Raw genomic sequence first — 23,527 nt, forward strand, 5'->3', positions numbered from 1 at the left:
TCAAGTAGCTCTATTCCTTAGGATCCAATCATGGAAAAGGACTTAAAAAGAATATTAGTACTCCAACCTTCTCAAGCGTTACAAGACTTGCAAAGCTCTTTACAAGGGTTAACGTCCGTTGAGGCTAAAAAACGTCTTAAAAAGTATGGAGCAAATAAAATTGCTACCCAACATCGCTCGCATATTTTAGAAGCCCTTTCCCATTCAACGAATCCCTTAGTCATTATATTAATCATTGCTGCATTGATCTCATTTTTCACGGGTAGTCCAATTAACGCCGCTATCATTCTTATCGTCGTGAGTATTAGTATTGGCCTCGACTTTTTTCAAACTCATCGTTCCCTGATAGCAGCAGAAAAATTACAACAGCACGTCGCAGTAAAAACTACGGTATTGCGAAATGGCAGTGAATGTCATTTACCTTATGATGAATTAGTTCCGGGTGACGTTATCTGTTTAGCCGCCGGTGATATCGTTCCCGCCGATTGTTTATTACTTGACTCCAAAGATTTACACGTACAACAAGCAGCTCTTACGGGAGAATCATTACCTGTAGAAAAGGAGTCAACAGCGATTTCGACTATGCCTCAAAATCCTGTTGAAGCAACCAATGGGATATTTGCAGGTTCTTCTATAGTCAGCGGCAATGCCATTGCATTGGTACTAACGACAGGAAAACAAACACTGTTCGGGCAAATTGCGCAAATATTATCTGCAACACCCCCTCAAACCGAATTCGAAAAAGGCATTTTGCGCTTCGGTTTTTTTATCATGAAAACCGTGATTTTCCTTATTCTTTTTGTCTTCTTAATCAATATTTACTTACATCGCCCGGCACTTGAAGCACTGTTATTTTCGATTGCTTTAGCGGTTGGGCTGACACCTGAATTTTTACCTATGATTACAACAGTCACTTTAACAGCAGGCGCCTTGAATATGGCAAAGCAACAAGTGATTGTTAAAAATCTGGCTGCCATCCAGAATTTTGGCAGTATTGATATTCTATGTTCTGATAAGACAGGCACATTAACACAGGGAGAAATGACGCTAGAGAAATATGTGGATATTTTTGGAAACAAATCAGAATACGTCTTATTGCTAGCCTACCTAAGCAGCTTGTTTAGTACAACAATAAAAAATCCTTTGGACAATGCGCTACTTAATAAATCAGGGATCAACCCTTTAGATGCGGCTATTTTACATCATGAACATCCCGCTCAAAAAGGTTATGAAAAAATTGATGAAATTCCCTTTGATTTTGAAAGAAGGCGTTCAAGTATTGTCGTTGATAAAAAGGGGATGCACCTGGTCATTACGAAAGGCGCGCCTGAAAGCATCCTTAAAATTTGCAGTAAATACAGGCTCGATGGGGAAGAGAAATCACTCAGTGAGAAAACAATAAAACAGTATTTGTATTTTTTTCAAACTTTAAGCCGGGAAGGATATCGGGTTATAGCAATTGGCTATAGACCTGCAAAGAGAGAAAGCTATGGGGTAAGGGATGAAAAGGACTTGATTTTAGCTGGTTTTTTAGCTTTCCTTGATCCTCCTTTGGAAGACGCCAGAGAGACTATTGCCGAACTCAGGCAAGCAGGTGTAAAGATAAAAATATTGACAGGCGATAATGAGCTGGTTACCCAGCATATTTGCAATGAGGTTGGCCTTTTAACTAAAAAAATGCTCACTGGCGAGCAAATAGAAGAAATGTCTGATCTTGCCTTAGCAAAAACCGCAGAAGAAATTGAAATTTTTGCACGGGTATCCCCCCATCAAAAACAACGCATTATTCAAGTGCTTCGTGCAAAAGGACATGTTGTAGGATACCTGGGAGATGGCATCAACGATGCTCCCTCACTTCATAGTGCAGATGTAGGTATTTCTGTTTCTGGCGCCGTTGATGTTGCTCGGGAAACAGCCAATATCATCTTATTAGAACATAATTTAAAAGTGCTGTTGAAGGGCATTATGGAGGGAAGAAAATCCTTTGGGAATATTATGAAATATTTGATGATGGGAACAAGTTCTAATTTTGGCAACATGCTAAGTATGGCATTCGCCTCCCCATTCCTGCCTTATTTACCAATGAAACCCACGCAAATCCTGCTTAATAACCTCCTTTATGATATTTCACAAATCTCTATTCCTACTGATAACGTTGACCCTAGCTTTATCAACAAACCCAAACACTGGGATATCGACATTATACGCCGATTTATGCTTTATATTGGACCTGTTAGCTCTCTTTTTGATTTTATTACTTTTTGGATAATGCTAAGTTATTTTAATGCCTCAGAATCGTTATTCCAGACAGGTTGGTTTGTAGAATCGTTAGCGACTCAAACACTCGTAATTTTTGTCATTCGTACGATTAAATCACCGTTTAAAAGTAAACCAAGTCTTGCCTTAACACTTACAGTGTTAATGGTCGTAACCGTTAGCATCCTCTTACCATTTAGCCCTTTGGCATCTGCATTAGGATTTGTTCCACTTCCGATCTCTTTCTTTCTCTTTCTAACACTGGCCACAATCGGTTATCTGTATTTGGTCGAAGTGATTAAGAATAAATTAATGGGGCGATGGCAGCAAACCGGTCGTTCCTGACATTTAACCTTTCTAAATGCTGCCCTCAATCTCTCTTGAGAGAGGCCCTAATGCTGTATTAATCAATCAAAACAATACTTTTCTAGCCAATAAAAGGGCAGGATCTTCCTTGGCAGGTTTTATTGAAAAACCTAAGCTGTTTGCTAAAGCGAGCATAGGCTGATTGGCTGACATAATGATACCTTCCATGTTCTTTAAATTTTTGGCTCTAGCAACGGACATTAAACTTGTCATCAAGTGACTTCCGATGCCTTTATTTTGCCATTTATCTGCTGTCACCAAAGCAAATTCACAGGAGTTAAGATCAGGATAGACATAATAATAAGCAATTCCGATAATAGACTCTCGCCCTTTATTTTGAATAACCGCCACCATGGCCATTTCCCGATCATAATCAATTTGTGCTGTTCTCTTAAGCATTTCAGGCGTTAACTCTCGCAACGCCCCCATGAAACGAAAATATTTCGCTTCTGAAGAAAGATGGCGAATAAAATTTTGTTCTAATTTGGCATCCTCAGGCCTGATAGGTCTAATTAAAACCGATGTCCCATCAGCTAATTGCCAATGTGAAATTAAATGAGACGGATAGGGATGAATAGCAAGATGGCTATAGGGGATGAAGGATGTTTCAAAATTAATAACAATACGGGCATCTACCGCGACAACTTCCTTATCATTAGCAATTAACGGATTAATGTCCATTTCTTCAATTTGCGGTAACTCACAAACCATTTCAGAAACACGTAATAACAACTCTTCAATAGCAGTAATATTCACAGCAGGTTTATTGCGAAATTCTCCCAGCAATTTTGCAATCCGTGTACGAGCAATCAAATTTTTAATTAAATAGGTATTTAATGGAGGCAAAGCAATCGCTCGGTCTTGCATAATTTCGATTAAACTACCCCCGGCTCCAAAATTAATCGTTGGTCCAAATACAGGATCTTTTATGATACCGACCATTAATTCACGATCATTAGAGGTTTTATACATCGGTTCTACAGTTACCCCAATTATTCTGGCAGCAGGCATCTTTTTTTGAGCGCGTTCAATTAACTGACAAAAAAAAGTTCTTACCGCTTCTGCATTGGTGATATTAAGTTGAACCCCAGACACATCCTGCTTATGGGTGATATCCGGTGAATGAATTTTCATAACAACAGGAAATCCCAGTGATTCTGCAGCCACTAAGGCCTCGGTGGCTGTATGGGCAAGTATTGTTTGCGTGATAGGTATTCCAAAAGCGCGCAAGATTGCTTTGGATTCAGTCGCAGTGAGTATTTTACGATGTTCGGCAACCGCACTTTCTATAATAAGTTGGGCACCACTGACATCAGGTTGACTCTGGTAAGAAAGAGGCTCAGGCACCTGTAATAATAATTGTTGGTTATGATAATAATTCGCCAGGTAGGAAAATGCATCTACAGCCATTTCAGGGGTATTGAAAGAAGGAATTTTATGGGTTGCAAAAAGATTATTTGCTTCTTCAACCTGGGTCTTACCCATCCAGCAGGTTAAAATAGGTTTCTCGCTTTGGCGAATGATGTCACTGACTTGTTCTGCTACTCTAAGCGGCTCTGACATAGCTACGGGAATAAGAATTATTAATAACCCATCACAATTTTCATCTTTTAGACAAGCCTTAATAACCTGCTGATAGCGCTCCGGGGTAGCATCCCCTAAAATATCAATCGGATTTCGGTGAGACCAATGGCTAGGAAGGATGGAATCAAGATAGGAAATCGTCTCATCCGTTAATTCGGATAAAGGAATATTAAGATCGGCGGCTCGATCAGCTGCCATTACCCCAGCACCGCCACCGTTAGTAATAATGGTTAATTGATTACCCTTGGCACGGCAAGAATTTGAAAAAACCTCGGCTGCTGAAAATAGTTCTTTTATGCTGTTTACTCGCACGACCCCTGCTCGGCGTAAAGCGGCATCAAAGACATCATCTGCACCAATCATTGCGCCTGTATGAGAAATTGCAGCACGTGCTCCCTGAGAGTGTCGACCCGCTTTGATAGCAATGATTGGCTTTAGCCGCGAAGCGGCACGAAGTCCGCTCATAAATTTACGAGCATTCTTAATTCCCTCAATATAGAGCAAAATACAATCTGTCTTCGGATCAAGGGCTAAATAATCTAATAACTCACCAAAACCAATATCTGCACAATTTCCCAGTGAAACAACGGTAGAAAATCCAACCTGCTCTTCAAAAGCCCAGTCTAAAATTGCTGCACACAGAGCCCCAGATTGAGAAATGAACGCTAAGTTTCCAGATAAAACAGGACTATTTTCAAAAGTTGCATTTAAACCAATTGAAGGGCGCCTGGCTCCCAAACAGTTAGGGCCAACAAAACGAATTTTAAATTGTTTTGCTAAATCAATTACAGTTTGTTCTAGGTCTTTGCCCGCTCCATTTGCTTCACCAAACCCCGCCGAGAGAATAATCGCATGGCGTACATTTTTTTCGCCACACTCAATCATTATTTGAGGCACTACAGCAGCAGGGGTTACAATGACCGCAAGATCAATCGGATGATTAATTTCTTTTATGGAAGGAAAACAGGGATTACCTCGAACTGTCTTATATTTGGGATTTACGGGAAAAATTGGCCCTGAAAAATCAGCCTGTAAATTATCAAAGACTTTAGCGCCAACTGATGATGGCTTATCACTTGCTCCTATCACTGCAATGGAGCCTGGGTTAAACATCCTATATAAAAAATGCTCTTCCATAAGATTCCTTATACCCAAAACCTGAAGTCAACGCCCTATGCAAACATCATAGCGCAATTCACAACCTCAGTAATTAGCGCAGTAATATTTAGTTAGGGCTTCAATGAAGCCCCCCAATTTAATCAATTTTTAAGCACAAAAACTCTCGATTCCTATTGAGTAAACACCACTTTGTCCAGGTAATTAGGGATATCACAATGCCAGCCTAATTCGTCTGTAATATGCTGTTTTAACGCGACAGACGCCTGTGGTTCTCCATGTGTTAAAAATACTTTCTTTGGTGGGCTTTTAAAATGCCTTAACCACGTTAAAATTTCCTTATAGTCAGCATGGGCTGACGCATTATTCAGGACCGCTATTTGTGCATTGATTGGGATCATCTGCCCATGGACTTTGATTGTTTGTGCATGATGCAGTAGTTTCTCCCCCCGAGTTCCTGCGGCTTGAAAACCAGTCATTAAGATTGTATTTCGATGATCAGGTGCAATGGCTTTTAAATGATGGAGTACACGCCCGCCGGTCATCATACCACTGGCTGAAATAATAATTTTAGGCATGGGGTGATGGTTCAAAGCGATCGACTCGTCTACTGTTCTCACATAAGTTGCAATACGACAAACATTAAGACATTCCTCGCGTGTGAACTGATGCTCATCCCTATTATTAAGCAAGATCTCGGTTGCATCAATTGCCATTGGACTGTCAAGAAAAATCGGCAAATCAGGAATCTGTTTTTTCTTTTTAAGCTGGTATAAATAATACAATATATTTTGGGCACGCCCTACCGCAAAAGCGGGAATAAGAATTGAGCCTCCCCGTTTTATGGTTTTGTTTACAATAGCTGCGATGTCATCTTCTGGATTAGTTTTATCATGCAAACGATCACCATAAGTCGACTCAAGAATTAAATAATTAGCATCCCGGATTATTTCTGCAGGTTTCATAATAGGGTCATGTAGACGCCCCATATCACCGCTGAATAACACCTTGATACCTTGATTTTCCACCTGAATGAACGAAGAGCCAAGAATATGGCCAGCACGATGCCAACTAAAACCACAATCGTTTAACAAAGGATACAATTTATTGTAATCGACTACTTCAAATTGTTTTAACGACTCGAGTGCATCTTCTTGTGTGTATAAGGGTAATGCAGGATGGTGTTTACTATAACCATATTTATTCGCGCGTTTGGCATCCTCTTCTTGTAAATACCCGCTATCAGGCAACAAAATAGCGCATAACTCCTTGGTCGCTTTTGTTGCATAGATAGGCCCTGTGAATCCGTTTTTTACCAGTAGGGGTAAGTAACCACTGTGATCGATATGGGCATGCGTAATCACTACAGCATCTAAAGAAGAAGGTTGAAAAGGTAAGGGGTTCCAATTTCTTAACCGAAGATCTTTTAATCCTTGAAACAAACCACAATCAACAAGTATTTTTTTGTTCTCTACCTCAAGTAAATACTTTGAACCAGTCACGGTCCCTGTGGCACCTAGGAAAGTAAGCTGCATTTGCCAACCCTTTGTTTTTGAATTATTAAATTATAGTGTATACATAGAGTGTTTTTATTGAATTTTCAGATAGGTTTATAGTTAATACCACTATTTAGTGGCAATGACTCAAAGAAAATTGATGTGGCGATGACCTTAACATTAATATTTAGCTATTAACAGCTATTTTTAAGCAATGGGATTGTGTAATTTATAACCCTTCAAAGAATCGTCCATCAATCTAACTAAGGAAACCCATTGTTGGCTAATCACTCGACCAGGCTCAAATTAGTGAGGTTAGGAATTGACTCCCTGCAAGAATTTATTGTTTTCCTGCATGTGGATTGCTTTATTTGTAAATCAGAAGGATTTGATGCCTTAACTCAAGTTGTGGTTTCCTTTAACAATACCTCCCTGGTAGCAATGGTGCATATTGTCCAATCCGATATATTAAAAAGCTGTGAGGCCAGTTTGTCAGAAAGTGCCTGGCAACGGTTAGGCGTCAAGGAAGGCGATGATATCGACTTATCACATCTCACGCCTGTTACCTCATTAAGTTTTGTCCGTTCTAAAATATATGGCAATGAACTGTCTGCCTTTGAACTTGAGGCCATCGTTAATGATGTTGTTTCCGGGAAATATTCGAATATTCATTTAGCCAGCTTCATCACATCCTGCGCTCGCAATAATTTAAGTATTAAAGAGATCATTGATTTAACGCAGGCAATGGTGAAGACAGGGGAGCAATTGCAGTGGGATTCTCCTATCATTGTTGATAAACATAGTGTTGGCGGAATTCCTGGTAACAGGACAACGCCTATCGTGGTGGCAATTGTAGCCTCAGCAGGACTTATCATACCCAAGTCCTCTTCACGTGCGATCACTTCTCCGGCTGGTACCGCCGATACGGTTGAAACCATGACCTCTGTGAATTTAACAGCAAAGAAAATAAAAGAAGTAGTGGCTCTGGAAGGCGGGTGTATGGTATGGGGCGGTTCCCTGGGTTTAAGTCCTGCGGACGATATTATTATCAAAGTTGAACGCATGCTAGATCTTGATCCAGAAGGACAGATGATTGCCTCGGTGCTTTCAAAAAAAGCAGCTATCGGAGCCACACACGTTCTTATTGATATACCTGTTGGCCCCACAGCCAAAATCCGTTCGGAAGCCTCATTTTTACAACTTAAAGACTATTTTTCCATTGTAGGTAAAGCAATGGGGCTTCATATTTTTGCAGTAAAGACAGATGGAAACCAGCCTCTGGGCCTAGGAATTGGTCCTGCACTGGAGGCCAAAGATATTCTGGCTATTTTAGAAAATAAAGCAGAAGCGCCAACTGATTTGAAAAACAAAGCAATTTCCCTGGCTGCAACTATCTTGGCATTCGGAAAAGGAATACCTTATAGTCAAGGGGAAGAATTAGCAAAACAGCTATTAGAAAACGGATCTGCGTTAAAAAAATTTTTAGCGATTTGTAACGCCCAGGGAGGATTTAAAGAACCCCCAACAGCCTCCCTCACACAGGATATTGTTGCCGTACATGCCGGAGTGGTATCAGAAATTGATAATAGAAACCTCGCCAAAGTAGCAAAATTAGCCGGAGCGCCTTTTGATCCAGCGGCCGGAATTGAGTTTTTTGCAAAAATAGGAACCTGTGTAGAACCAGGTCAACTATTGTATCGGATCCATGCCGAATCAAGAGGAGCCTTGAACTATTCACTTTCTTACGCTCAATCAATTCCCGCTATTGTTAAAATAAAATAAGAACGATTGACAATCCGATGGCAAACCGTATTATTTTTATTAAATATAAAAGTAAAAAAAACATATCATTCTAGCTATTAGGAAAAAACTGCCCTTAACAGGAAAAAATAATTATCCAGGAGTAATTATGGCAAGCTCAGAATCAATTCACGATAAAATTTCAATCGATATAATGGATGCCATCTATAAACGACACGCTGTCCGTAATTATCTCCCCAAAAAAGTTGACTCCAGCATTATTCACAAATTGCTGGATGCGGCTGTACATGCCCCTACCGCGCTTCATGAAGAACCAAGAGCATTTGCAGTGATTCAGAATAAGGAGCTATTGGATCGTTTGTCAGAGAGCGCAAAAGCTTTATTGGCTACCGAAGCGAAGAATAGCAAGTCACAACAAACAAAACATATTCTTGACGTGGCAACACAAAAAGAGTTCAGCCTATTTTATAATGCAAGTACTTTAATCGTTATATACGGGACTTTTGAAGGACCTTTTATTGCAGCAGACTGCTGGTTAGCTGCCGAAAATTTAATGCTTTCAGCGCTCGCATTTGGCCTTGCTTCATGCGTCATTGGCTTTGCCGTTTCGGCCTTAAATTTGCCTGAATGGAAAGCCGAATTAGGAATTCCAGAAGGGATGACAGCTATAGCTCCGATGATTATAGGTTGGCCAGCAGAAAATACGTTGCCCTCCACTCATAAACCAACAACAATTCTCACGTGGAAATAACTATTCTTTAAATCGCAAGAACTATCAATTTATTCCCGTTCGGGAATATTGGCGAGAAGGCGGTCCAGAGATTAGCGATTGCTTTAAGCTAAGGGAAGTATCAAGCCTCCCTATCATGGACATCAAAGAATTATTGCAGGGCATTCTATTTAATTGGATTATCGGCAATTCAGAAAACATTAAAAGGACAAGTTGGTCTTCATTAATTTTTTTGAACTGACTACAGGTCAGGCTCGCTGGCATGGAGGGCCTGACCTGACTCCTTAGCACTACATACTGTGTTGAGTTTCTCGCCTGTTTTGGTCTGGCTCTCCAAGTTCTTTTAGGTTAAACCAATGGTTCAGAACATCTGCAGCGTTTGCAGCGCCAGGAATTGTAGAGGGAAGCGCAGTGATTGTCTTAAATAAAGCATCGAATCCTCTATAGGTATTTAATGCTACAACAACGGTTTTGACAGTCTCAGGAACTTGTTTACACATTAACGTTACGGCAGTCAGTGCGTGGATAGAAATATCTATAGCATATTCAGAAAGATCCGCTTCGGGGTCATTCCACAATGAATATAAAACCGCTAAACCTGTAAGACCATTATAAATAATACAGAAGTTCTTCAACGTGATAGATGACTTTAAATCCTTAAAAAATCCCAACATTATTTCCTCCTTAATAAACCAATCTCTCCAATAAATTATCATTGTTTTTAATAAATTACAGCAACGATCACCAGGTCAAAGCCGCTTTATGGTTGTTGCAGACAATCCTCAATACCACAGCCGCTAAAAATTACCAGTAGCAGATTGGCCGTGAACCGGATCTGAAAATTATTGCTGAAGGCGTTGAAAGCAAACGAGTAGCTTCGATGTTTACTAAACCCATAAATGCGATATTGGACAAAGTTAAACAAATTTCTATGAGAGAGCAAACGGCTTGGGTCGAGGCCAAGAAATGTAGTTGACACAAAAACAAGAGATCGCAATTACCAACTGGATTGCCATTCAGGCAATCCAGTCGATCAACTCATTTTTTCTTGTTTCAATACCAACAATCCAACTTACAAGGAGTCAGGGACGTAGGAAGGAGAAAACTGAGAACTTGGTTCGTAAGGCGCTGTAGGATACAGCGGTGTAGGATACAAAGGTGGCTGATAAAATGCTCCATAGGTAGGTGGCATATACAGTGGCTGTTGAGCAAACACGACAGCAAGCGTCGATTCCTGAGCGGATTTCGATTTCTGAGCGAGTTCTGGAACGACAATTCCAGCAAAAGTGTTGATCTCCCTTATTTGACTACCAATGGAAAACCTGGCATTTTGGTTCATTTCGGTCATTCCTACTGCGGTAGTGATCCCACCTACAACCATTAAACCTAGACCCAGAATAAGGCCAGCAAAGCATCCAGCCCCAGCCGCCATACATAACCCCGTTACTGCAATGAGAGCACCAAATAGGGTCATAAAAGCGCCGCCCATAGTATTAAAAGCGCCTCTAATTGCATTTGATATTGGATATTGCTGAAGCGTTTCTGTTAAATAAGTTACTTTGGCAGCAAACAGACCCAGCGTCTGCTCGTTAGGCGTTTTTAAAGCCGCTGTCGCTTTCACGACCAGGTCATCCCAGAAATCATGTTCAAACAACTGACCATAATTCTCGCTAACAATAGCCTTTAATTCCTCAACACTCTGGATGAAATTTCGGCCATGAACAGCAATTTGGGCTTTTTTGCGTCTTTCTGCAATACTAAGCTGCTGGGACTGCCAAGTCGCGGCTTTTTTTTGTGCTTGAAGCTCGGATTGGAATGCAGTACGGGTATGGGTCCCTACCATATGATTTCTCCTCAATATAAGGGAACTAAAAATAAATGAAAAGAATTCTAGCATAACCCCCTTTCTATCGGTAGCATTTAATGCTCCGTTTTGAATACACTTGGTTACCATGAAAGAAATTATTCTGGCCACTGACAATAAAGGTAAAATTGCCGAATTAGAGGCTATTCTTGCTCCCTGGCATTGCATTTCTCAATCCACTTTAGGAATAAAAAGCCCCGAAGAAACAGGATTAAGCTTTGTCGAAAATGCCATTTTAAAAGCCAGGCATGCCAGTCGTTTGAGCAATAAACCCGCTCTGGCAGATGATTCCGGTTTGGTGGTGCCCATCCTAAACGGCGAGCCGGGAATTTATTCAGCACGTTATGCTGGTATTCATGCAAGTGATGCGGACAATATTGCTTTACTATTAACCAAACTTGGAGCAACAACAGAGCGAGATGCTTATTTTTATTGCGCGATTGCCTTGGTGCAACACGCTAATGACCCCACTCCCATTATTGCCACTGGAAAATTACTTGGCAGGATTGCCAATGCACCTGCGGGCGAACAGGGCTTCGGCTATGATCCTGTTTTTTACCTACCTAGCCATCAATGCACAGTAGCACAATTGCCTGCTACTATTAAAAATACGATTAGCCACCGTGCTCAAGCGCTGAAACAACTCCACTCTCAACTTTGATGTGACAAGACTATGGACGAGAATAACAACACCTTATTTCTGGAAGCTTACCAATTACAACGAGAAGGTAAACTTCCGCAGGCTATTTCTCTTTATGAAAAACTGCTGCAACTCACCCCTAACCATGGACAGGCCTTACATTTTCTTGGTCTTGCCTATGCACAGCTGGGCGATATGGATACCGCTATTGATTTTTTACAACAAGCATTGAGGCTGCAACCTAACGATGCCAGTTTATACAATAATCTGGCCAATGCTTATAAAAATTCGCATCAACTGGATAATGCCATTCTTTATTACCAGAAGGCAATCCAACTGGCTCCTGACTACGCTCAAGCACAACATAATTTGGCTACCGTCTATGCCTTGAAAAATGACTACACGAAAGCACTTCATCATTATCGTCTGGCAGTTCATGCTGAGCCTGATTTTACTGCCGCCCATTTTAATTTGGGCTTACTATTACTTCAAAACAATGAACTAGCGGCTGCAAAAACGCAATTCAAGAATGTTTTAGCACTGCAACCCGACCATCTGGAAGCACAATTTTATCTGGGTGTACTCTATCTGGAAGCCAATTTACTGGAAGAAGCAGAACAGGCTTTTGAGAACGTGCTCGAAGAAGACAAACACCATGTCCAAGCATTAACTAACCTGGGTGTGATTGCACTCAAACGTGAGCAGGGTCAATTAGCAGTCAGTTATTTCACCAACGCATTGGCTATTGATAATAATCATCTGGATGCCCGCAATAATTTAGCAGCGACTTTCATGCACCATGATCGTTTTGAAAATGCGCTCATGCATTACGATGTGTTGCTTAAAGAAGACTCTAACAATATTGAGTACTTGTACAATTCCGGCGTTGCACAAATGGCTTTGGGACATCTAAGTGAAGCAACCTCTCACTTTGAAAAAATTTTAGAATTAAAGCCCGACCATTTTGCCGCACTTAATAATTTAGCCGCTATCTATATCCGACTTGAGGATAAAGACCATGCCCGTACTTTGCTGGAAAGAGCAGTTGCTGCCAATCCAGACGATAAAGCCAGCCAGCACATGCTTCATGCTCTTGCTACTGATGAATTAAACCCTCCGACCTGCCCAGAATATGCTTCTAACTTATTTAATAATTACGCCTTGTATTATGATCAGCATTTACAGGGCCAATTAAACTACTCGCTCCCCCAACAAATCGCTCAACTACTCCATCATTTAAATCTTTATAAATTAAATGAGGTGATTGATTTAGGCTGTGGGACTGGTTTAACAGGGATCGTATTGCGCGAAATTAGCGAGCATTTAACGGGTGTTGATATTGCGGCAAAAATGCTAGCCCAGGCACGAGAAAAAGGAATTTACGATAAGCTGATAGAAGCGGAATTAGAAACTTTTTTGAAAAAGAATAACCATCACTATGACTTAGCCGTTGCAGCCGATGTACTGCCCTATTTTGGAAAGCTTGATGAATTGTTTACTGTCATTGCCAACCGACTCAAGCCCGAAGGCCATTTTATCTTTACCGTCGAAATCTCCGAAGAGAAGCCCTGGCAGTTACAAACAAGTGCCCGTTTCAGCCACCATGTTGATTATATTAGCCAATTATGTAGTCAGCTCGACTTACAGATCATTCAGCAGGAAAAAGTCATCGCCCGACGGCAGCATCAGGAAGCGTTAGCTGTGATGCTCTTTGCGGTGCGTAAGTCGATTAAACTCTGTTAATATTAATCTATACCCTTCTAATGGAGGGGATTGCTCTCCCTATTAAACAGTATTCCTTTCTCCCTGTTTAGTAAGATTAACATTTACGAGACAACTAAATTCGCCCGACAACAGCATCAAAAGACTTTGCCTCTGATGCTGTTTATCGTGTAGGAAAACTACATAACAATACAGTCAAGCTTGTCTTCTGACTCCTCTGTGGGTAAACCTTCTTGAGGTTCAGGCCTTCTATACAAGGGGTGGCGATCAGCAAGCACTGTAGCGATAAGTAAGTGACTAAAGATTCTTTCTGCTGCTTCCATTTGCTCCCTTGCTTCTCTTTCGTCTTCTACAGCCTTATTATAAGCGGATTGTTCTTCTGGACTTAGCGTTGTTGCCTCTTCATAGAGCTCTTCTGTGCTGCTATTTTTATATCCACTATAATAAATAGCAAATTTTTTGACGATTTCCTCAACTTCCTTTTTATCCACAAAAAATTGATATTTTTCACTCACATGGCTCCCTGCTTGCTGCTGGGCAAACATGTTATTGATGTATGCAGAAAAACGCTCTGGTGTAATTTCAGAGGCAAACTCGCTGTGAGAATGCATAACTTCTGTCTCTTTTGCGTGGGTGTGATCTTTCTTAATGTGGGGAGCGTCTGGACCTCTTACCGGTTCAGCAATATAACCAGGCATTGTTGTGATGAAATGTGCTTGTAAATGGATCCAATTATCTCTCACTGTGTCAGCAATGACTTGGGGACCTGCGAAATATACATTTATCGTGTTTTTCACCGCCTGAATTTTAATTGATATGCCACTCGAAGGTTTGGCTAACTCTATATTAAAAGGCATTCCTTACTCCATTATTATTGTTGTTGATTTTTGATGACAATAACGGAGAAAAATTAAGGCAACCTTAAGAAAATCGGAGTGACAGCGAATTCTTTAAAGCACTGTAGATAAATATTCTACAGTGCCAGACAAGATAATTAGAATGATACAACCAGATTTTTATTCACTAGTTGCAACTGAGTCTTGAATAAACTCTGAATTTGCTCAAGACTGGCTTTATCTTTCGCTTCAAAACGCGCTACCAGGCAAGGGGTTGTATTGGAAGCCCGTAATAACCCCCAACCATGAGCAAATTCAACCCGTAAACCATCTATAGTAATTATCTCCGCGTCGGGAAATTTAGCCTGTTCACTGAAACGTTGCATGAAAGTAAATTTCTCTTCTTCAGCGATGGGAATCTTGATTTCAGGGGTGTTAACGCTATTAGGAACAGCATCAAACTGCTCGCTCACTGTTTGCGAACTGGCACTGATGATTTCTAATAAACGGCAAGCGCTATAAAGTGCATCATCAAAACCATACCAGCGATCTTTAAAGAAAATATGTCCACTCATTTCACCAGCCAAAGCGGCTTGCTCTTCTTTCATCACGGCCTTCACGATGGAGTGTCCGGTAGGGCACATCCTGGCAATACCACCTGCTGCGCGAATAACTTCAGCCAGATGACTTGAACATTTCACATCATAAACAATGGTTGCCTCTTTATTGCGGCTTAAAACATCACGCGCATAGAGCATTAACAAACGGTCTGGCCAAATGACTTCACCTAAATTGCTAATGACTCCCAAACGATCCGCATCACCATCGAAAGCTAAACCGATATCTGCCTGATGCTGTGCTACCATTGCTTTTAGATCAACCAGATTTGCTTCTATCGTTGGATCGGGATGATGATTAGGAAAACGTCCATCCACTTCACAATGCAAGGGAATGACCTCACAGCCTAGTGCGGTAATGACCTGGGGAATAATGGGGCCGGCAATGCCATTCCCGCAATCGACCACTACTTTTAAACGGCGTTGCAGTTTAATATCGCTAAGAATACGATTTGTATAATCGTTCATGATATCGAAGGACTGGGCTTTACCAACACCATCCTGACGCGTACCTGCTGTCACCAACTCATAAAGCTGATCAATATCAGACTGTACGAGCGTTTTACCAGCCAACACCATTTTTATCCCATTGTAATCTGAGGGATTATGGCTGCCTGTTACCATCAGGCCGCAATCTATACCCTCCTGAGTACAGGTTGCATAATACATCACCGGGGTAGCTACGGCACCTAAATCGACTACCGTAATACCACTCGCCAGAAGGCCTTCCTTTAACGCATTTACTAAATTGGCACTCGTTAAACGACCATCGCGGGCAACAAAAATTTTACTACGCTGCAAAGCATGCAAACGGCAGCTAATTGCACGTCCTATACTGTAAAAAGCATTCTCATCCAGTTGCTTGCCAATAACACCACGAATATCGTAGGCTCTGAAAACAGAACGTTCAACCTGCCTTTGACTATAAGTCATTAATGTCTCCCGGAACTACCAAAGCCGCCTTGGCCACGACTACTTTCTGTAAACGAATCAACCACAGTAAAAGCTGCTCGTACCACGGGTAAAAAAACCAGCTGGGCAATACGCTCTCCTGGATTCACCGTAAAATGTTCCTGATTACGATTCCAACAGGAAATTTTTAGCTCCCCTTGATAATCAGAATCAATCAAACCAACCAAATTACCCAACACAATACCGTGTTTATGCCCCAGGCCTGAACGCGGTAAAATAACAGCCGCTAAATTGGGATCAGCAATATAAATAGCAAGCCCTGTGGGCAGCAAAACCGTTTCTTGTGGCCCAATCTGCAAGGGCTCATCAATACAAACACGCAAATCTAACCCTGCCGAACCCGACGTTGCATAGCTAGGCAGCGGGATGCTGTTACCTACCCGTGGATCGAGAATTTTTACTTGAATGGCTTGTTCCATGGTATTCCCCTAATTTTTAATGCCAGCATTTTGAAGATTTGCTGCCAGAATTGCAATAATTTGCCCTGCAAGTCTGGTTTTATGGGTCAACGGCAATTCGGTTTGTCCTTTTGCAGTCAACACAGTGACCTGATTGGAATCGCTATCAAACCCTAAGCCGCCACCGACTTGATTCGCAATGATCATATCAAGTTTTTTAGCACGCAATTTGTCTTTCGCGTGCTTGATAACCTCTGTCGTTTCAGCGGCAAAGCCTACCACATAGGATGCCTTACCACTTACTGCAACTGCCGCAAGAATATCCGGATTAGCCTTGAGATGAAGGGTTAGTTCTTGTTTATCCTGCTTTTTAATTTTCTCTTGCGCCGGTGCCTGCAGACCATAATCTGCTACAGCAGCCGTAGCAATAAAAATCATGCCGGTCTGCAAGTGGTGCATCACGGACTCATACATCGCTTGTGCGGAATCAACGCAATCACATAACACACCAGGAGGTGGCACTAAAGAAGTGGGTCCAGAGATTAAAGTAACCTGAGCACCCGCTAAACAGGCGGCTTGTGCAAGGGCATAACCCATTTTCCCAGAACTATGGTTACTGACATAACGCACGGGATCAATAGCTTCACGCGTGGGGCCCGCTGTAATCAACACGTTTTTACCTTGTAATAGTTGACTCACCTGCTCTAAGCGTAATGCATTGATAATATTATCTATTTCACTCAAACGTCCAAATCCTTGTTCGCCACAGGCCTGTGAACCTTCCTCAGGACCTACCAAAATAACACCGCGTTGAGCCAATAGTTCGCAATTAGCTTGTGTAGCAGGGTGTAACCACATACTTTTATTCATGGCTGGACAAACAATAACCGGTGTTTCTGCTACCAAATACAGCGTCGTTAATAGATCATCAGCAAGTCCGTTCGCCATCTTCGCCAGACAATTGGCAGAAGCGGGAGCGATTAACAGGTAATCAGCCCAGCGCGCTAACTCAATATGCCCCATGGCACGTTCCGCTTGCTGATCAAACAAGTCAACACGGACATCATGACCACTCAAGGCTTGTAAGGTTAGCGGTGTTATAAATTGCTGTGCAGATTCTGTCATAATGACACGAACCTCTGCTCCCAAACGGCTCAATTCACGCACCAGATAGGCCGATTTATAAGCAGCAATCCCTCCGCAGATTCCAAGAACAATTTTTTTATTGGCAAAATCTTGCATGGCTTTTATTTTTTGATCAGAATATCTGCGATCAAACCACAAACCTCGCCATAAAGGAATAACAATAATGAGTGGCTCTCGACCAGCACAGCCATTGCGCTTGCGTGAAAAACTATTAACTCAAGGGGTTAAAAGCCTCTCCGATGCCGAATTACTGGCTGTTTTTATCAGTTCGGGCAATAATAAAAAAAACTGCTTACAACTCGCGTTTGACTTAATCCACCATCTAGGCGATTTACGCGCTATACTCAACGCCGATCACCATAGCTTCAAACAAATCCAAGGGCTGGGGCTGGTACGTTATCTGCAATTGCAGGCAATTCAGGAGATCTGTCGGCGCAGTGATTTTATCAGCTTACAAAAAAATATTTCGCTAACTGACTCTTATCAAACCTACACTTATTTGAAACGGCAATTGCGCGATAAAAAAAATGAAATCTTCGTCGCCTTGTTTTTAGATAATCAGCATCGAATCCTTGCTTATGAAGAATTATTTTCAGGCACAATCAACACAGCGACTATTCATCCCCGCCCTATTGTTGAACGCATACTTAAACTCAATGCTGCAGCGTTAATCCTGGCCCACAATCACCCATCCGGTATATCCGATGCCAGCCCGCAGGATAGAGAAGTGACTATCCGTCTATGCCATGCCCTGGAATTAGTCGATGCTCGCCTGGTGGATCATTTAATTGTTGGTGATAATGAAGTGTATTCCATCATGCATGGAATGAAATGGTGTTGCCACTAAGAAACAAATTGTGTCAATTTATAGTATCAATATAAGCAGATAGTTATAAAAAGGGCGTGGCTATGCTAAAAACACCTGAAGCAAAAATTCATCTTGTTGCCGCCAATTTAAATGATTACCCAAGATTGCAGAATCTGGCGCGATTTTACGTCTACGACATGTCGCGATATTGTGGCTTCTTGCCCGGCTGGGATTGCCCTGAAACTGGCCTTTATGAATGTTATGATTGTAAAAAATACTTTACTGAAAAAGAACGCTATCCCTTCCTCATCCGCGTAGATAAAGAACTCGCCGGTTTTGTATTGATTAATAAAGTGGGCACAACGCCGACTATTGACTGGAACGTCGGTGAGTTTTTTGTCATTGCGAAATTTCAACGCCAGGGAGTAGGCCAGCAGATCGCCAAACGACTATGGCAGCAATTTTCAGGACACTGGGAAGTGGCTGTCATTCCGCAAAATGAGCGGGGATTAAATTTCTGGCGCAATACCATTGGTGAATTTAGTAAAAACCAATTTAGTGAAACGGTAACACCTGTATCCTACGATCTTACTAACCCACGTATTATTTTTCATTTTATCGCCAAGGAAAGAAATGAATAAAAAAGTTTTACTTGAGTACTAATCCCTCTATTATGTAACTTACTGATTTCACCCGTGTTAACTTAAGATGAATGGAGTGCATCATCATGGCTGAGGATATCCTGGATGTATTGGTGGTTGGTGCAGGACCGGTGGGTTTGTTTTGTGCTAATGAATTAGCCCGGCATGGCATACGTTGCCGCATTATCGATAAAAAAGCGGGATTAAGTGATAAATCCAAAGCGCTGGCGATTCATATCCGCACCCTGGACGTTCTGGAGGACTGTGGTTTTATTGAAGAGGTTTTAGCCCAAGGCCTAAAAGTCGAAGGGGTTTTACTTAAAGCACATGGAAGATTGCTGGTCGATGTTAATTTCTCTCTTGTAGAAGGAGATCGCCATTATCTGATTGACCTGCCTCAGGATAAGACAGAGCAAATATTATACGCAGAGCTTATGTCGAAAGGGTTAAAAGTGGAATGGCAAACCGAATTAACTGGCATTGAACCTGTTAACAATCATACCATCGCCACTTTAAAGCAGGCTGATGGCAGCAACGAACAGGTTAATGCCTCCTGGATTATCGCCTGTGACGGCTCTCATAGTACGCTAAGGCATTTGGTTAATGCCGATTTTCTAGGTTCCACTTATAAAGAAGTTTGGTGGCTTGCTGATCTTCTTATTGATTGGAATTTACCAGAACACAAAATGGCTCTCTTTGTCACCCACCACGGGCCTATGGCAGCATTTCCAATGGGGAATAAACGTTATCGACTCGTCCTGGTTGCCCCCGAGGGCTCCACGATCAATGACACCCCTACTGTTCAGGATATAGAACACGCCTTTAAAGAACGTACCAGTGAGAGTGCCACTTTATCTAACCCGGTCTGGATTACCCAATTCGGTATTCATCACCGGCAAATCCAGCAATATCGGCATGGCAGAGTATTTTTTGCAGGGGATGCCGCGCATATTCACAGCCCGATGGGTGGCCAGGGTCTCAATACGGGAATACAAGATATTTATAATTTGGTTTGGAAATTGGCCTTGGTAAAAAAAGGATTAGCGCACGACAGTTTATTGGATAGTTATCACAAGGAACGTTACCCCATTGGTAAAGAAGTATTGAAAAAAACAGACTTTCTGACCAAGCTGATTACTATCAGGAATCCTTTCCTTATCTATTCGCGTAATCTCTTCGTTCGTTTTATTACCTCTTTCAAGTTCGTTAAGCGTTACTTTACGCGGGATATGGCTGAATTATCCATTTCTTATGCCCAGAGCCCCATAGTAAAAATTTTGGGCATTCCCACGAAATTTAAAATTGGTGAATTTGCTCCAAATTTCTCGTTCACAGACATTCACAGTAAAGAAAAAAAACAATTGCATCAAATGATTCAAGGAACGATGCATCATTTATTCTTGTTCGCCGGGCAAAATAAGAATCAATTTCCCGCTTTACTTGAAACTGCAGCTCTAATGAATCAGCAGTTTAAGGAAATCATCAAGGTTCATGTAGTGCTATCCGATTCCAATGAAGCATTCCACTTAGACTCAGTCTTAATCGATGACAATCAAGAAGTGCACCAACAGTTTGCCATCCAACAAACGACAGCTTTGTTAATTCGTCCTGACAAATATATAGGGCTAACACAATCACCGGTGAACAAAGATAGTTTACTCGCCTATATGAAAAACATTTATATGAATAAATGAGACATGGTAATTAAAATAAACGGACACTTTTTCCTCTGGCTAGCACGTCTAACCAGAGGATCTTAATTAGGACTAGGGTTTGTCTACTCACCTTGGGTATACTAAGAATATATATTGACTCACTCCTCTAACCATTATGATGACTTTATTGTATCTTTGCTATTTTGCTGTTGGGTTACAAATTGTTTTTAAACCCAATCGCTTTGTAAAACTGCAATTCCTGGTTTGTTTATTATTGACTACGTTTTGGTTTAACTATCACAGCCATCTGGTGCATTTATGATTACTCAAACCAAGATTCATCAATGGGGTAATTGTTTTGGCCTTATCCTGGTCTGTGCAGTATTGTTGTTTGCCTTTTATGATCAACTTTACAACCATGACTTACCCTGCCCGCTTTGCCTCTTACAACGAGCTTGCTTTATAGGTATCGGCCTTTGCTTGTGCATGAATCTCACAACGGGTATTAAAATTACGCATTATGGGTTAATGACCTTAACATCGCTTCTGGGACTTGGTATTGCCTTACGTCAAATTTTTCTTCATGTTGCACCGGGTGATTTAGGTTATGGATCTCCCTTACTTGGCTTATATCTATACACCTGGTCTGCGATTGGTTTCGTTGTCATTATCGGTGTAATTGCCATTGCTCAATTATTTGAACAAGCATTTTTAGAAGACAACAACGCACCTCCCAGTCGCTGGCTTTATCTACTAATGGGCTTTTTCCTGCTCTTGATTCTTGCTAACGGAATCAGTACATTCATCGAATGTGGCCCTTTTGTTTGTAAATCTAATCCACAACATTATTACTTATTGGATACAATGGCCTAAACCTCTGTCAGGGAAACAATCATGCGTCTTTTAGCTTGCCTTTTCTTTCTTGTCTGCTCCTGCTGCCTCCAGGCAGACACAATGGACCATTATATGAATATCTCTAATAATATCCCGCAAATGGAGATGAAGGCCGATCCGCAAGCCCAGGCTTGGGCGAGATCCGCACGCAATGTGTTAATCATTGCCAACGAAAGCATTGCTGAAACCTTAATTCAAGCGAACGAAACAGCGAAAAGCCATGGTAGAGCCTTGTTTTGTCTTCCTCCCGGGACAACTTTAAACGCCATTACCCTCAATGGCATTATTCTGCAAACGTATCGTGAAATCTCCAGTCAACAAAGTGATAAAGATAAAATGACTGTTTCGCAAGTAGCCTGGTTAGGAGTCACCAAAAATTATCCTTGCCCTGCTCAAACAGCCCATGATAATCAAATGCAACACATGAGTGAGCTCTTAGCCCATTAAAACAGTGGTTCATTTAAGTTTGTGAAAAAAGGAGTCAGCGTTTAAACAATAGTTAAAAAGTGAGGGGACCATGGGCGTTTTATCGCATAAGATGCAAGAACAACAACCACTAGGCTTTACTGAGAAATTCCCTGTACCAGCAGCCTTGGAAGATGTCTTTAACAAACTTGTTAAAGCCCTCGCGCCACTCCAACATCCAGCGTCCCAAATTATCTTTAGCGTCGATTCTTTTGATGAATCACTGGCTGAATTAGGCGTATACCAAAACGACAAATTTATAAAAAAAATTGAGAAATATAGAGGCACCCCGAATATAAAAATTTGTCATATGCGCCATTATTCCACTCTTGACGCTGCTCATTGGCATGCCTTATTTGCTGAAACAGATAAGAGCGGGGCATTTATAAGAATTGTTGCTACGGATTCCCGAACCAATAATTTAGGCGAGGGGATCACCGCCCAAAAAGATATTACCAAATATGCTTCTCTATACGGTTTTAACGTTGAATTTATAAAGGGGGCACAACAACCTTTTTCAGTAAAAGCCTGTTGGTTATATGCTTTGGCTAATCTAGCCTCTTTTGCTGCAACGGGCCGTGAATATAAACCGCGAACGCCCCATCTCGGTAAGGAATTAAGCGAACTCATTGAAACAAGGAAAGAATTAACTTTTTTTAACACAGGTACATCGAGCAACATGGCAACTCCAACCCCGGTTGAAACGAGTTACCCATTCTCTTGGGAAAAAGGGGGAGGAAGTGGTCTGATCATGCTCGCTGTGCTCTTGCCGTTAAGCCTACCAACAAACCTGTTCATTCTTGCCACTGGTATCACCCTTGCGCTATTAGGAGCCGCCTTATTGCTTATAGATTTTTACAACGGAGTTAAAGAAGAATCGTCCACACTTTCGAAATTCTTGCTTTAAATACCAGCCTTCAAACACTGAAAGCTGGCTGATTAACCTAATTACTAAATTCTTCAAACGCCTCCAGAGCTTCAGCAGCGTACATTAATGATGGGCCCCCTCCCATATAAACAGCCATGCCTAAAGTTTCCATCAATTCTTCACGAGTCGTTTGCAATTTCACTAGCGCCTGGGAATGAAAACCTATGCATCCTGGGCAGCGATTAGCAACTGCCAAAGCCATTGCAATTAATTCTTTGGTCTTTTTATCCAAAGCCCCATCTTTTGTCGCTGCCTGTGCCAACGAAGAAAAGCCTGCCATCACTTCTGGCATTTCCTTACGCATTTTAGCCAATTGCGTACTAATTCCTTTCGTTATCTCACTAAATTTTTGTGACATTTTTAAACCCCCTTGGTAGATTAGAGCGTGACAAACAGAGAGAATTTTATACCATGCTCGCAAGTTGGGGACAATCAACCAAGCGAAAGAAACAAAATAATTATATATTTCGCCAGCTTGAGTGCTTATCCCTTGGTATTCGAGCATCGCAGCAGAACATACTCATAAGTATGTGAGCAGCGAAGCACAGAAGATCTACAAAAACAACAAGAGCCAAGACAGTAGAAATAAGGAAGAACCAGCGACATTTCGCTAGCTTGAGTGCCTGTGCCAT

The 23,527-nt window shown here is 41.5% G+C and carries 21 protein-coding genes; 12 read left to right on the forward strand and 9 right to left on the reverse strand.

The window, feature by feature from the left end; all coding sequences use genetic code 11:
* Window positions 1-30 precede the first annotated feature (30 nt).
* Entirely contained in the window at window positions 31-2,601 is a 2,571-nt protein-coding gene (mgtA, locus tag ACN4Z1_RS12565; protein ID WP_228364042.1) for a magnesium-translocating P-type ATPase, read from the forward strand.
* Window positions 2,602-2,667: 66 nt separating this feature from the next.
* On the opposite strand, the gene ACN4Z1_RS12570 is transcribed toward mgtA, so the two are convergent.
* Window positions 2,668-5,343: a bifunctional acetate--CoA ligase family protein/GNAT family N-acetyltransferase gene (locus ACN4Z1_RS12570; RefSeq protein WP_228364043.1), complete on the reverse strand. Its 2,676-nt coding sequence runs from the start codon at window positions 5,341-5,343 to the stop codon at window positions 2,668-2,670.
* 152 nt (window positions 5,344-5,495) lie between these two features.
* Window positions 5,496-6,857, reverse strand: a complete 1,362-nt coding sequence (locus ACN4Z1_RS12575) for an MBL fold metallo-hydrolase RNA specificity domain-containing protein (RefSeq protein WP_228364044.1) — start codon at window positions 6,855-6,857, stop codon at window positions 5,496-5,498.
* A 240-nt stretch (window positions 6,858-7,097) separates the two neighbouring features.
* Here ACN4Z1_RS12575 and ACN4Z1_RS12580 point away from each other — a divergent pair, with 240 nt between their 5' ends.
* Both ACN4Z1_RS12580 and ACN4Z1_RS12585 read left to right on the forward strand, forming a co-directional pair.
* Window positions 7,098-8,600, forward strand: a complete 1,503-nt coding sequence (locus tag ACN4Z1_RS12580) for a thymidine phosphorylase family protein (RefSeq protein ID WP_228364045.1) — start codon at window positions 7,098-7,100, stop codon at window positions 8,598-8,600.
* A 127-nt stretch (window positions 8,601-8,727) separates the two neighbouring features.
* The gene (locus tag ACN4Z1_RS12585; protein ID WP_228364046.1) at window positions 8,728-9,330 is read left to right on the forward strand and encodes a nitroreductase family protein; all 603 of its coding nucleotides are present in this window, start codon (window positions 8,728-8,730) and stop codon (window positions 9,328-9,330) included.
* Between the two features lie 269 nt (window positions 9,331-9,599).
* Here the strand turns inward: ACN4Z1_RS12585 and ACN4Z1_RS12590 are convergent, their stop codons facing one another.
* Both ACN4Z1_RS12590 and ACN4Z1_RS12595 read right to left on the reverse strand, forming a co-directional pair.
* Complete coding sequence (locus ACN4Z1_RS12590) at window positions 9,600-9,983, reverse strand: hypothetical protein (RefSeq protein ID WP_228364047.1); 384 nt, start codon at window positions 9,981-9,983, stop codon at window positions 9,600-9,602.
* Window positions 9,984-10,381: 398 nt separating this feature from the next.
* Window positions 10,382-11,152, reverse strand: coding sequence for a hypothetical protein (locus tag ACN4Z1_RS12595; RefSeq protein WP_228364048.1), 771 nt, complete (start codon window positions 11,150-11,152; stop codon window positions 10,382-10,384).
* A 109-nt stretch (window positions 11,153-11,261) separates the two neighbouring features.
* On the opposite strand from ACN4Z1_RS12595, the gene rdgB reads away from it, so the two are divergent.
* Together rdgB and ACN4Z1_RS12605 are read left to right on the forward strand one after the other, a co-directional pair.
* Window positions 11,262-11,834 (forward strand): RdgB/HAM1 family non-canonical purine NTP pyrophosphatase, encoded by a 573-nt coding sequence (gene rdgB, locus ACN4Z1_RS12600; protein WP_228364049.1) that lies wholly within the window; start codon window positions 11,262-11,264, stop codon window positions 11,832-11,834.
* A gap of 12 nt (window positions 11,835-11,846) precedes the next feature.
* Window positions 11,847-13,556 carry a tetratricopeptide repeat protein gene (locus ACN4Z1_RS12605; RefSeq protein WP_228364050.1) on the forward strand — a complete coding sequence of 570 codons (1,710 nt, stop codon included), beginning with the start codon at window positions 11,847-11,849 and terminating at the stop codon, window positions 13,554-13,556.
* A 158-nt stretch (window positions 13,557-13,714) separates the two neighbouring features.
* Here ACN4Z1_RS12605 and ACN4Z1_RS12610 read toward each other — a convergent pair whose 3' ends face one another.
* From ACN4Z1_RS12610 to coaBC, 4 genes are all read right to left on the reverse strand, one after another.
* Window positions 13,715-14,392 (reverse strand): hypothetical protein, encoded by a 678-nt coding sequence (locus ACN4Z1_RS12610; RefSeq protein ID WP_228364051.1) that lies wholly within the window; start codon window positions 14,390-14,392, stop codon window positions 13,715-13,717.
* Window positions 14,393-14,529: 137 nt separating this feature from the next.
* Entirely contained in the window at window positions 14,530-15,921 is a 1,392-nt protein-coding gene (locus tag ACN4Z1_RS12615; protein WP_228364052.1) for a phosphomannomutase/phosphoglucomutase, read from the reverse strand.
* Window positions 15,921-16,379 carry a dUTP diphosphatase gene (gene dut, locus ACN4Z1_RS12620; protein WP_228364053.1) on the reverse strand — a complete coding sequence of 153 codons (459 nt, stop codon included), beginning with the start codon at window positions 16,377-16,379 and terminating at the stop codon, window positions 15,921-15,923. Before dut ends, ACN4Z1_RS12615 begins: the two co-directional genes overlap by 1 nt.
* A gap of 9 nt (window positions 16,380-16,388) precedes the next feature.
* Window positions 16,389-17,600 (reverse strand): bifunctional phosphopantothenoylcysteine decarboxylase/phosphopantothenate--cysteine ligase CoaBC, encoded by a 1,212-nt coding sequence (coaBC, locus tag ACN4Z1_RS12625; RefSeq protein WP_228364098.1) that lies wholly within the window; start codon window positions 17,598-17,600, stop codon window positions 16,389-16,391.
* Between the two features lie 67 nt (window positions 17,601-17,667).
* Between coaBC and radC the strand changes: the two genes are divergently transcribed.
* From radC to ACN4Z1_RS12660, 7 genes are all read left to right on the forward strand, one after another.
* Window positions 17,668-18,351 (forward strand): RadC family protein, encoded by a 684-nt coding sequence (gene radC, locus ACN4Z1_RS12630; RefSeq protein WP_115222102.1) that lies wholly within the window; start codon window positions 17,668-17,670, stop codon window positions 18,349-18,351.
* 62 nt (window positions 18,352-18,413) lie between these two features.
* Window positions 18,414-18,953: a GNAT family N-acetyltransferase gene (locus ACN4Z1_RS12635; protein ID WP_228364054.1), complete on the forward strand. Its 540-nt coding sequence runs from the start codon at window positions 18,414-18,416 to the stop codon at window positions 18,951-18,953.
* 86 nt (window positions 18,954-19,039) lie between these two features.
* Complete coding sequence (locus tag ACN4Z1_RS12640) at window positions 19,040-20,647, forward strand: FAD-dependent oxidoreductase (protein WP_228364055.1); 1,608 nt, start codon at window positions 19,040-19,042, stop codon at window positions 20,645-20,647.
* 139 nt (window positions 20,648-20,786) lie between these two features.
* A complete protein-coding gene (locus tag ACN4Z1_RS12645) occupies window positions 20,787-20,930 on the forward strand; it encodes a DUF5993 family protein (protein WP_412754602.1) in 144 nt (47 codons plus the stop codon).
* On the forward strand, window positions 20,927-21,481 hold the full coding sequence (locus ACN4Z1_RS12650; protein WP_228364056.1) for a disulfide bond formation protein B: 555 nt from the start codon (window positions 20,927-20,929) through the stop codon (window positions 21,479-21,481). Before ACN4Z1_RS12645 ends, ACN4Z1_RS12650 begins: the two co-directional genes overlap by 4 nt.
* A 21-nt stretch (window positions 21,482-21,502) precedes the next feature.
* Entirely contained in the window at window positions 21,503-21,949 is a 447-nt protein-coding gene (locus ACN4Z1_RS12655) for a phosphatase (RefSeq protein ID WP_370634569.1), read from the forward strand.
* 70 nt (window positions 21,950-22,019) lie between these two features.
* Window positions 22,020-22,874 (forward strand): hypothetical protein, encoded by an 855-nt coding sequence (locus tag ACN4Z1_RS12660; protein ID WP_228364058.1) that lies wholly within the window; start codon window positions 22,020-22,022, stop codon window positions 22,872-22,874.
* A 37-nt stretch (window positions 22,875-22,911) separates the two neighbouring features.
* On the opposite strand, the gene ACN4Z1_RS12665 is transcribed toward ACN4Z1_RS12660, so the two are convergent.
* The gene (locus ACN4Z1_RS12665; protein ID WP_115222106.1) at window positions 22,912-23,253 is read right to left on the reverse strand and encodes a carboxymuconolactone decarboxylase family protein; all 342 of its coding nucleotides are present in this window, start codon (window positions 23,251-23,253) and stop codon (window positions 22,912-22,914) included.
* Between the last annotated feature and the right edge of the window lie 274 nt (window positions 23,254-23,527).

It is taken from the genome of Legionella sp. ST3F1, assembly GCF_048553315.1.
In the GTDB taxonomy this organism is placed as follows: Bacteria; Pseudomonadota; Gammaproteobacteria; order Legionellales; family Legionellaceae; genus Tatlockia; species Tatlockia donaldsonii.